The 10,185-nt window shown below is 36.4% G+C and carries 10 protein-coding genes and 2 pseudogenes; 5 read left to right on the plus strand and 7 right to left on the minus strand.

Annotated elements, in window-relative coordinates; translation table 11 throughout:
- Nucleotides 1-130 precede the first annotated feature (130 nt).
- From BWGOE10_RS18150 to BWGOE10_RS33850, 4 genes and pseudogenes are all read right to left on the minus strand, one after another.
- Nucleotides 131-811 (minus strand): DUF1266 domain-containing protein, encoded by a 681-nt coding sequence (locus tag BWGOE10_RS18150; RefSeq protein WP_070144465.1) that lies wholly within the window; start codon nt 809-811, stop codon nt 131-133.
- 12 nt (nt 812-823) lie between these two features.
- Nucleotides 824-2,122: a J domain-containing protein gene (locus tag BWGOE10_RS18155; RefSeq protein WP_070144466.1), complete on the minus strand. Its 1,299-nt coding sequence runs from the start codon at nt 2,120-2,122 to the stop codon at nt 824-826.
- Nucleotides 2,119-3,822 carry a molecular chaperone HscC gene (locus BWGOE10_RS18160; protein WP_070144467.1) on the minus strand — a complete coding sequence of 568 codons (1,704 nt, stop codon included), beginning with the start codon at nt 3,820-3,822 and terminating at the stop codon, nt 2,119-2,121. Before BWGOE10_RS18160 ends, BWGOE10_RS18155 begins: the two co-directional genes overlap by 4 nt.
- Before the next feature lie 590 nt (nt 3,823-4,412).
- Nucleotides 4,413-4,577: pseudogene (locus BWGOE10_RS33850) on the minus strand (MFS transporter); the annotation flags it as partial.
- A 202-nt stretch (nt 4,578-4,779) separates the two neighbouring features.
- Between BWGOE10_RS33850 and BWGOE10_RS18165 the strand changes: the two are divergent.
- The 3 genes from BWGOE10_RS18165 to BWGOE10_RS18180 all read left to right on the plus strand — a co-directional run bounded on the left by BWGOE10_RS18165 (nt 4,780) and on the right by BWGOE10_RS18180 (nt 6,547).
- Complete coding sequence (locus BWGOE10_RS18165) at nt 4,780-5,178, plus strand: TNT domain-containing protein (RefSeq protein ID WP_070144468.1); 399 nt, start codon at nt 4,780-4,782, stop codon at nt 5,176-5,178.
- A gap of 23 nt (nt 5,179-5,201) precedes the next feature.
- Entirely contained in the window at nt 5,202-5,453 is a 252-nt protein-coding gene (locus BWGOE10_RS18170; protein WP_002161995.1) for a hypothetical protein, read from the plus strand.
- A 527-nt stretch (nt 5,454-5,980) separates the two neighbouring features.
- The gene (locus BWGOE10_RS18180; RefSeq protein WP_070144480.1) at nt 5,981-6,547 is read left to right on the plus strand and encodes a hypothetical protein; all 567 of its coding nucleotides are present in this window, start codon (nt 5,981-5,983) and stop codon (nt 6,545-6,547) included.
- Nucleotides 6,548-6,959: 412 nt separating this feature from the next.
- On the opposite strand, the gene BWGOE10_RS18185 is transcribed toward BWGOE10_RS18180, so the two are convergent.
- Together BWGOE10_RS18185 and BWGOE10_RS18190 are read right to left on the minus strand one after the other, a co-directional pair.
- Complete coding sequence (locus BWGOE10_RS18185; RefSeq protein ID WP_081338181.1) at nt 6,960-7,400, minus strand: DUF2269 family protein; 441 nt, start codon at nt 7,398-7,400, stop codon at nt 6,960-6,962.
- 18 nt (nt 7,401-7,418) lie between these two features.
- Nucleotides 7,419-7,769 carry an ASCH domain-containing protein gene (locus BWGOE10_RS18190; RefSeq protein WP_070144471.1) on the minus strand — a complete coding sequence of 117 codons (351 nt, stop codon included), beginning with the start codon at nt 7,767-7,769 and terminating at the stop codon, nt 7,419-7,421.
- A gap of 301 nt (nt 7,770-8,070) precedes the next feature.
- On the opposite strand from BWGOE10_RS18190, the gene BWGOE10_RS18195 reads away from it, so the two are divergent.
- A protein-coding gene (locus tag BWGOE10_RS18195; protein WP_236735998.1) for an IS6 family transposase occupies nt 8,071-8,758 on the plus strand; the annotation gives its coding sequence in 2 pieces (ribosomal slippage) (nt 8,071-8,139 and nt 8,141-8,758; 687 coding nt in all).
- A gap of 264 nt (nt 8,759-9,022) precedes the next feature.
- Here BWGOE10_RS18195 and BWGOE10_RS32570 read toward each other — a convergent pair.
- Nucleotides 9,023-9,697: a collagen-like protein gene (locus BWGOE10_RS32570; protein ID WP_236735999.1), complete on the minus strand. Its 675-nt coding sequence runs from the start codon at nt 9,695-9,697 to the stop codon at nt 9,023-9,025.
- A gap of 409 nt (nt 9,698-10,106) precedes the next feature.
- Between BWGOE10_RS32570 and BWGOE10_RS18205 the strand changes: the two are divergent.
- Nucleotides 10,107-10,185, plus strand: a pseudogene (locus tag BWGOE10_RS18205) (ATPase); the annotation flags it as partial.

Here is a 10,185-nt window from a genome sequence, read left to right on the forward strand (position 1 = left end):
ATTTATCTGAATAAGTTTGAAATTTATCCCCTTTTTTAACCATAATAAAATCCCCTCCAAGTAAAAGTGTAACATCCATGTGTATTCATGGTCTTTTTACACTGTCTACCTTAAGGGGATAATATCAGATTTAACTTAAATCTTTAAGTAGATTATTTTCCCATGGAACAACACTCAATAGAGTTTTTTTATAATCAAACAAGTGCGATACGTAATTAATATTATACTTATCTTTATTTATGAATTCTATATCATTTGCGTTAAAGTGGCTGCCGATACGAAAGGCGTTAAAATACTCGTGCCAATCTGAATAAGAATGTTGTGAAAGTCGTGCAGCCTGTATCATAAAGTCCTTTGCTTCCTCTTTTGATAAATAACCGAGTCTTCTACCGACCCGACATAAACAGATACACCATGCATAATCAAACGCTGCAATTCCGGAATCCGTCAAAATATGTAATCCGTAATTAGCAATATAAAGTTTTTCATAGTTAGGATGGTCTTTCGATAATTGCTTTCGCGCTGCCTCGGAAAGAGGAGTCAATTGATGGCGTATACGATTAAATTCCTGCCGTGTTCCTTCTTCAAAAAACCAAATAATTTTCTCTTTTAACTCCTTTGAATTTTCAATCTTCCATGTCCATAACACGTTCTTCAAAAAACGTTTCCCAATAAAGCGGTCTCTGATAAGGGTGAATTCATATCGGGTAAAGTAGTTTGTAAGATAAAAACAATTCAAAGAAACGGAAGACAGACAGCGGAAATATAGTTCGAGCTGTTTCTCTCGTTTTCTTTTATATAAAACAGGCATTCTGTCTCCTCCTTATGCTAATGTTTTAAGCCTAACGAATTTCCATGCTTCCCAAATAAGTGGGAGTAGGAGAGGTAATGCATATTTAGATGGTAGTGGGGTCAAAACAATAAGAATCATAAAGATCAAATAAACCCAGGTGCGGCTAATAAATAGAAATAAAAGGTATAGCGCATAGCCGATAATAAACTTCGTATTTATTTCTTGCTTCTGTCTCTTCCCTGGAATTTCAGTGTGAATTCGAACACTATATGAAAAAAATTCTGCACGCTCTGGATAATGTTTTACCACATCCAACACCCTAGTGGTTGCAGTTTCTATATCACCTGATTCGAACGAATACTTTACTATTAAGAACTGTGCGTCCATATGCTCCGGCTCAATCGAAAGTAGATGCTCACAGTCCTTGATAGCATCTGCAAACTGCCCGCGGTCATAGTAAATCCGAGCGCGATACAGTAAACCATCCAGGTCATCTGGGCAAATGACAAGTATGTCATTGAATGATTGTAACGCACGTTCTATATTTTCGATACGCAAATAATAAATGCCCTGCATGCGTAAAAGTTCCGGATCTTCTTGATAAAGCTCGTATGCAAAATCGAGTGCACTTTTTGCTGCTTCTAAGTTATTATTCATAAGTGTGAGCTGAACTTCTTCACGTAAATGAAAATACGCTTCAAAATCTAAATCATCACTTTTCTTGAAAATATCATAACGCATTTCCTTCTCGCCACTCATTCTCTCTAGCAAAAATTGTACCGTTTCTTCACCGTATTCAAACTCTAACTCCTCTTTTTGCTCACTAAAGCGAAATACATTGTCGAGAAGTTCCCAAATCGAGCGGGGGAAATGGTAATGATATTGTAAAAATTCTATTAATCTATCTTGAATCACTGCCGCATGTTCTACGTCCCATATCACATCGGAACTTAATAAGTCTTCCCAATTTTTCGGTTCGATTCGTGCAAAGAAATCGTTATACAGCGTCTCGATTTTTTCCGTAAATGCGTGAACGGGATGTTCTGAAACGAGAGTAGCGGTAAGTTCAGCATCACCATCTATCCATGTAGGAGATACGGGATGGATATAGGGATTTCCTTCGTTTTCATCTGTTTTTTCTTGTTGAGAGGGAGGTGCGGTCTTCATTTGTTTTGCGCTTTTTATCGCTTTATCAAATGCTTCTCTCAGTCTCTGATATCCTTCAGGATCGTCTTCGGGATGATAAATCTTTAGAAGTTTTGCATAAGCCTTTTTAATAGCTGCAATATTATCGGTAGGCTCAATTTCTAACGTTTCCCAAATGCTCATGAATGACTGACCCACCTTTCAATATTCTCTAAATGCTCTTTTAATATATGAGCAGCTTCTTTCACTTTTTTATCATTTTGCGTTGTGAGCGCATTTTCAAATTGCTGTAACAAGATAGCGACTTTCTGGCGTTCGTCACCGAGTAATTCTTCATAGAGCCGTTCGCCTTTTGCGAGCAGCAATCGGTTTTCGGACCGGTCTCGTGGATGAATTTTAATTTCCTTCAATTCTAGTAGTCTAGCTTCAATTTCTTTTTCTGTAAGATTTCCGGCATTTTGTTGGATAATTGCTCTTTTTTTCTCTCCAGTCGTTGTACTTATTACCTCGACTTCGAGAATGCCATTTATATCATATGTATAACGAATGTCAATCGCCTCTTGTCCAGCAGGAGCAGGAGGGACTTTAATTTTAAGTTCGCCAAGTTTTAAGTTATTTTTAACCAAGCGGTTTTCGCCTTGATAAACATCGACAAGTATGGAGTGTTGTCTATCATTGACAGTATAAAGTCGTTCCACTCGACTTACAGGAATCGGTGTATTTCGTTCAATAATCGGGAAGAAGTATCCGGATTCTTGTTGTCCATTTCCTAAAACTTGAACAACACTAGTTCCTAACGTATATGGACAAACATCCGTTAAGATAACTTCTTCTAGTGCTTTGTTTCGTTCTTTTAAAGCAACTTGAATCGCAGCACCTAAAGCAACCGTTTCATCAGGATTAATATTCGCATGAGGCATGCGTCCGAACATTTTAGAAATGACGGATTTGATAAGCGGCATCCTTGTCGCCCCGCCAATTAGAATGACAGCATCTAAATCCTTAGGGTTTAGCGACGCATCGCGAAGTGCGCGTTCAATCGGATAGCGAAGCCGTAAGAGAAGCGGGGTTACTAATTTTTCAAATTCACTTCTGTTAATGCGAGTTTCATACGTCTCATTATGAATAACGACTTTCATAATCGCGGCAGGCTCATTACATAATGTAAGTTTGCAACGTTCTGCTTGTGCATAAATTAAAGATAGCGTTTTTGAGTCAAGGGAATCGGAATCGAGTTGGTGTGACTCTAAAAAAAAGGACATGAGACTGTTTGTGAAGTCTTCGCCTCCAAGATAATTATCGCCGGCAATCGATTTAACATCCATCACTCCTTCAAATAATTCCAAAATGGACACGTCAAATGTTCCGCCGCCTAAATCAAATACAAGAAACTTTGTCTCTGCCGCTTCCTGATACAGTCCGTAAGCGATAGCAGCTGCCGTTGGCTCACTAATGAGACGTTCAACTTTTAATCCAGCAATTTCAGCAGCTCGTTTTGTCGCTTTGCGCTGAGCATCGTTGAAATAAGCAGGTACGCTAATGACAGCACCAGTAACCGCTTTGTTTAAATAAGCTTCTGCATCTTGTTTTAAAGATTGAATGATAAAAGATGAAAGTTCTTCTGAAGAAAATGTATACATACCTAACTCGTATTTTTTCTCTGTTCCTATAAATCGCTTAAACGTTGATGCCGTAACGTGCGGATGGGTAATCAGCCGTTCTTTGGCGATGCGTCCGACTAAAACTTCACCGCTCTCGTCAACGCTGATGACAGATGGTGTAAGATATTCGCCAAGTGCATTGGGGATAAGGGCTGCACCATGATCCATCCAATAGGCTACTAAACTATTTGTTGTTCCTAGGTCAATTCCAATCGTTGCCATAATAATCTCCTCTCGTTTTTACTCTATCATACTATATATTATTATAATAATATATAGTATAGGAAAAAATGGAATTATAGGGTTTTATTTCTTGAAGGAAAGGGAGAGAAACAGATAGTTTAGTAGTGTTGAGTTTGTTATAAGTAAAGAGGTATAATTTCATCAGAATGTTTTTACAAACATGGGTAAATTTTATGTAAAGGGGGGTAAAGAGGTCAGATGATAATTGGAATTATATGTTTGATTTTAGGAATAGTGTTAATTTGGATGAGTGGAGGGGGACTTTTATTATTGGTGCCTGGCATTCTAGTTACAGTGGCGGGCGGTGTTATATGTGTGATTTTTAGACGGTTAGAAAAAGAGAGTAGAAGATTAAGGAAGAATGGTTAGAAGTTACATATTGTATAGTTTGTACTTACATAATTAGGCGGAAGCATCGAGTCTAAAACATCTCTTATATTTTATAAATTATAAAAAAGAACCCTAAACTTCTCGTTTTAGGGTTCTAATTATGAAAGAATCGTTATTCTATATGACTAGTTAACAAATAGACAATATATCTATTTTGTCGCTTTTCGTCCTTCTAATATTCAGTATAGAGATAAACTGAAAAGGGCAATGAGTACGAGAATGAATAGGATATTGCTAAACATGGAAACGTCCGCATTATTTGCAATTCCTAGGAAGCTTTGGCGCATTGCGGAATGGTCAATCATTGCTGCTGTATAGGCAATACCGATAGACATCACGACATTTTGAGGGTTTGAAAAATCTTATTGAGGATATTAATAAATCAAGTTTGTCCCCGAATGAAAAAATCCTAGCTAATATTGAAGCTTATAATAAGGCAGTAGAGGCAGGAGTAAAAACCGATATTCAAGTTATTTCTAGTACTAATTGTATTGATAGTATTATTGGAAAAGTTAAATGGCCAAAGGCGGAAGGATATGTAGTTGATTGGATGGGAAATGCCATAAAGAAGAAATATCCCCTAAAGTTGGTGACGTTATGGATCGTTATGGTAGTGTATATGGAACATACACATCACCATTTAATGGTACGAAGGGATATTCATTTTCTGAACGTGCTCTACCATATATTGAGAATCCGAATGTTTATCATAAGTATGAAGTAATACGAGATTTCAGGGAATTAAAACAAGTGATTGAAACATGGCCAGACAAAGGATTAGTAGATGAATTCTTTATGGATGCTAAAGCATATGGATATGACATGGATAATTTCACCTCTTTTGCTGGTGAAATTGCGCCTGCTTTTGATGCAGTAGGTGGAGGAATACAATGGAAATTACCAATGTCCATTGAATATTTGGAGGAATTTGGATTTATCAAATAAATTAAATAAGTAGGAGGTTTAAAATGAATATTAGTGAGTTAAAAACTAGATTGAATGAATTAGGAATAGAAGAACATGAATACAACTTAGGTGATAAATCTATTGGTGAATTGGAATTAGGTATATTAAAAGAAGAAAAAGTATGGAAAGTATATCAATCGTTAGAGAGAGGTGGAATGAATATTATAGATACTTTTGAAAATGAAAATGATGCTTGTGAATTGATATTAAAATATTTGATAATGCGAAAGAATCGAAGAGAGAGAAGAAAATAATGTTTTTCTCCTAAAAAATACTCAGTATACCATAAAGCGATAAAATCAATTTATGGTTAATGCTGGGTATTAAAATCTCTTAAGTTGATGGGCATGTATGGTGACCCCTAATACCTCATGTTAAATGGACTTTTTATCTATATTTTGGATAGATTTCTTGCGAAATATGTCCCTAAAGCAGTATTTCAATTTAAATGTGATACGATAGTTATATATTCGTTTTGCTAGTAAAGTCAGCTGAAAAGTATGCTCATTCTGGAATTCGTAAAACACAACTCATTCAAGAGGTCTGTGACACAAGACAAAGATTATTAGATGCTTTAGTAGATAGAAACTTAGAGAATATTTTTCGTATAGAATCAAAGGAAATGACAGTAAGTGAATATTTTAGAGGAATGGCGGAACATGACAATCATCATATAAAGCAAATCAAGGGATTTTTAGATTAGATTTAGTATGTAGAAACGCTATTATTGGAATAATATATATTATTTATCTGAGGCGGAAAAGGAAAAATGAGGGGAAATATGAGCAAAAAAAGAAAACGTTATAATCATTATGCTAAAAATATTAAAAAGAAGAGAAAGAGAGCGGATTCGAAACCAACACTTATTCAAAGAATGTTACGATTGACGGCGAAAATCTTATATGCCATCATTGTATTGTTTATTATTTCTATAGTTAAGTATGTGATACTTCCGGATTATTGGAGTGAACTTCCTGTGGAGGTTGCAGTCATTCCTTTTTTTATCTTTTATTTCCATCTGTTTGATGACATATGGCCAGAAAAAAATAGGAAGAATAGTAGAAGAAAAATGAAGGAAATAGAATCGAAACCAACATTTATTCAAAGAATGTTACGTTTGATAGCAAAAATTTCATATGTCATCATTGCAATTTGTATTTACTGCATCATATCTATATTTGTTGTGTCTTGGGGCTTTTTGGGGGATTTATTACTTGGGATGTTAATGATTGTTTTCATTGTCTTGTATTATCAGCTGTTTGTATGGCAAAACAAGAATGTGAATAGGAATACGAGTGAAAGAAAAAAGTCTGGAGATAGTGATTCAGATTTATCATCGGGGCACTAGGATAGCAGTAACGGTTGTGATAATATGAATGATAGTAACTTCCGTAACTTAGGAGATGATGAAAGAAATTCAAACATAAATTAGTTTGTAAATGATTGGGATGCGTGAATTGAGAAATACATAATACGATTCTTTCTGCAATGAAATTAGACTATGTTATTCATGATATTAAAAAGAGACGACTCAAAGAACAAGGGGTATCAAGTTTTTGAGTTGTCTCTTTTTTATCGTTAAATCACCGCATCAAAGTCATTTAAATTGGTAAACGTCAAGTAACTCCAAAATATACAACAAAGGTTGATTTTAGAGTTACTTGACGTTTACTTTTTAATCAACCTTTTTTTAACACCTACACCTTGTTCCATGCCGCCTGGCGAATTCAAACGGCAAGCCGCTATTCGCCCTAGATCTATCACCCCTGCCACAGCGCAGGCTTTGTCACCATGAACCATAACATCGCCATTAAAAGAACAATGTAAATCCAAACAGAACGCCGCAACAATTGAATCAAGGCGTTCTTGTCTTGGCCCGTTTCGCTGAATTTTCGAATGGTCGGAGAAAAGGCGCGGGCCAGGAAAAATATTGAACTCGCCATGAGAATAAGGGTCATCACAATCCAAGGGGTCTTCCAAGTCCAAGGGCCCGCCAGTACAAGCAGAACCCCGGATGCAACCAGCACATGCCCGGCATGCTTGGCCAGCCTGACCGAAAATCGGAATACATCCAGATAAGCCTGCTGTGTTCGGGCCTCTGTAGCCCGCAATTTTTTGATGAGCGGAAGCAATACAAAAAACGGGCCGATGGATAAGATTACACTAAAAATATGTACATACAGAAGTAGTCGATACAACATGTCCATCCTTATATCACATTAACCTTTGATGGGATGGAACTCATGAACCCAAACTCTCATATTTGGCAGCCACGGCATGCCAGGGTGAAGAGACAGGATAGATTGCTTATATTCCTCCACATTCGCATAGCCTTCTTGACGTGCATGCTCATCAGTCAATTCGCCAAGTGACTGCGAATAGACCTTCTCCACAACATACCGGTGACCTTGAAGCTCCATCACTTCCCCGACATCCGCATATCTCCCGTTGCGGCGAGTAGCCGTTTTCTGTCCTGCAAGTACTTTTTCAATGTCCTCCTGAATCGTAATGAGACGTTCAATCGTACATGTTTTTGGTGGTAAAGCGTTCGTTTCATTTTGGTTTGTCATCTGGGTCACTCTCCTTTTTTCATTTAAGCATAAGCCCACTTTATCATATAAAAAAATTATTCTATATAGCAAGTTTCTACTTAATAGGGATAACAAACTTTCATACAATGTTTATACTGTAGATTTAAAATAAAGATTGATAATTAGTAAAAAAGTTTGACAAAAAGGTCTATTTTGTAGAGTAATTGCTTATGCATAAAATAACACTAATTTTTTGTATACTGTTGCTATAAACGGTTCTGTTGCAAAGTTTTCTAAACTGAGCTAACCTGTAGAAAAAGTGTGAGCAGGAGAATGATATATGGGATATTTTAAAGGAAAACAGTTTAAAAAGGATATTATTTTAGTAGCCGTCGGCTACTATTGTCGTTTTTTCTTTAAGTTATCGTGATGTATTTGAAATTTTGAAAGAACGTGATGTATCGGTTCATCCCACAACCATCATGCGATGGGTTCATGAATATGGCAATCTCATCTATCAAATCTGGAAAAAGAAAAATAAAGCTTCCCAATCATCATGGCATTTGGATGAAACCTATATCAAAGTTAAAGGAGAATGGCGTTATCTCTATCGTGCAATTGATAAAGATGGTCATACACTGGACTTTCAACTTCGAAAAACACGGAATCATCAGGTTGCCTATGCTTTCATGAAAAGATTAGTGAAACATTTCGGAGAACCGTCAGTTCTCATAACAGACCAAGCTCCTGCATTACTTTGTGCTTTCAAAAAGTTGAAGAAAAACGGGTTTTATAACCATACAAAGCATTGTACCATCAAACATTTCAATAATCTCATTGAACAAGATCACCGTCATGTGAAACGTCGATTTGTTAAATCGTCTGGGTTTCAAAACCTTCGCCATGCTTCTCGCACAATAAAAGGAATCGAGACAATTCAAGCCCTATATAAACAGAAACGAAGTCTTCAATCAGACTCCGTCTTTTCGGCGTACAATGAATTACAGCAATTACTTGCCACTGCATAAATATTGCTGAACATTTATCAACCTGTTTATGCCTTTTTCAAACTTTGCAACAGAACCAGAAATCATTTCCAAAATAAAGAGGTGAAATTTTATATAATTTTACTAAATTAAAAAAAAAGAGCCAATCGGTTCTCTTTTTATTTTTACTTAATCTATTAAGGTAATAGTGTTCCAGCAAAATATATATAGGGTGCTACAGCAAGAACTCCATTTTGGTCCGATGAAAATTCTGCAAAGACTACCTGACCTCTTGATAGAAAAGAACTACGTCGCAGTAGGGGTTATATCCACAGCTGTAATTTGACAAGTTGAAATAGCGAATCTAAAGAGTGTCGTTGGATTTAAAGGTATTGGCAAAGTACCTATCACTATACCAAGAGCTGTTTGTTCCACTTTAAAAATTGGTGAAAGAGAACCATTACTTATTAAAAGATTCACTATAGATTCGATATACGTATCCAGTAATTGTCTAATTGGTCGTTCACGACAATCACATTCGCATCCTAAATCGGCAGGTGGAAGTAATGTTAGTGGTGGTACTGTTAGTGAAAATCCTACCCCTATTACATCAGAAATATTGACCACGAAGGTTGTGGTGCTAACTGGATCTGTGACTGTAACTAAAAAATCATTCACGGAAGTAATATTGAATAAAAGGAAACGAGGGGCTACGTCTGGTGCGTCTGCAATAGTGGCAAGAATCACAGTCTGCCCAATAAGTTGTTGTAAAACGTTCTGCATAGGGAAAACACAGCAATCACAAAGACACCCTTCAGTTGCTCCTGTTGGGCCTGTCGGGCCTGTTCCTCCTGTCTCTCCCGTTGGACCGGTTGGGCCTTGTGGTCCTGGAGTCCCTTGTAATCCTGTAGACCCTGTTGGCCCTGTTGGGCCTGAAATTCCTTGTTCTCCTGGCATAGGAACAGGAAACGCGCAAGGCATATTACAAGGGTTGAAGTGTTTTCTATAATTGGATGACATAAACAACCAAACCCCTTTACTTATCATATTTATTACATATAATGCAAAGTGAGCTTTTTTTCTTGTATGTTTATCCACACTTATCCAATAAATAGTCAGAACGTACATCATATTCATAAAAAGTTAACATGATATTCCAATACATAAAATGTGGTTATCAAGTCGGAGGAAGGCACCTTAGGGTGTCTTTTCTTTTTTCTTAACGGACCTGCTCATTCATCATTAAAAAGCATAAGGTTATGTAAACTTCATTTTTATTTTTAAAACAAATTGGTTAATTGATTTAGATCATTTTAATAAAGTATTGAATACTATGAAACTATAATCTATAGGTTATTAATCTTTTAATTTAGTAGGAGGTGAATTTAAAATGCCTTTCTCTACTGGTCCAATTGAAAACGTAGGAAATCAACCTACTAATGCAACTAGAGCTAGGGTTAAAATTCTCA

The organism is Bacillus mycoides (genome assembly GCF_001757995.1).
Taxonomy (GTDB): domain Bacteria; phylum Bacillota; class Bacilli; order Bacillales; family Bacillaceae_G; genus Bacillus_A; species Bacillus_A mycoides_B.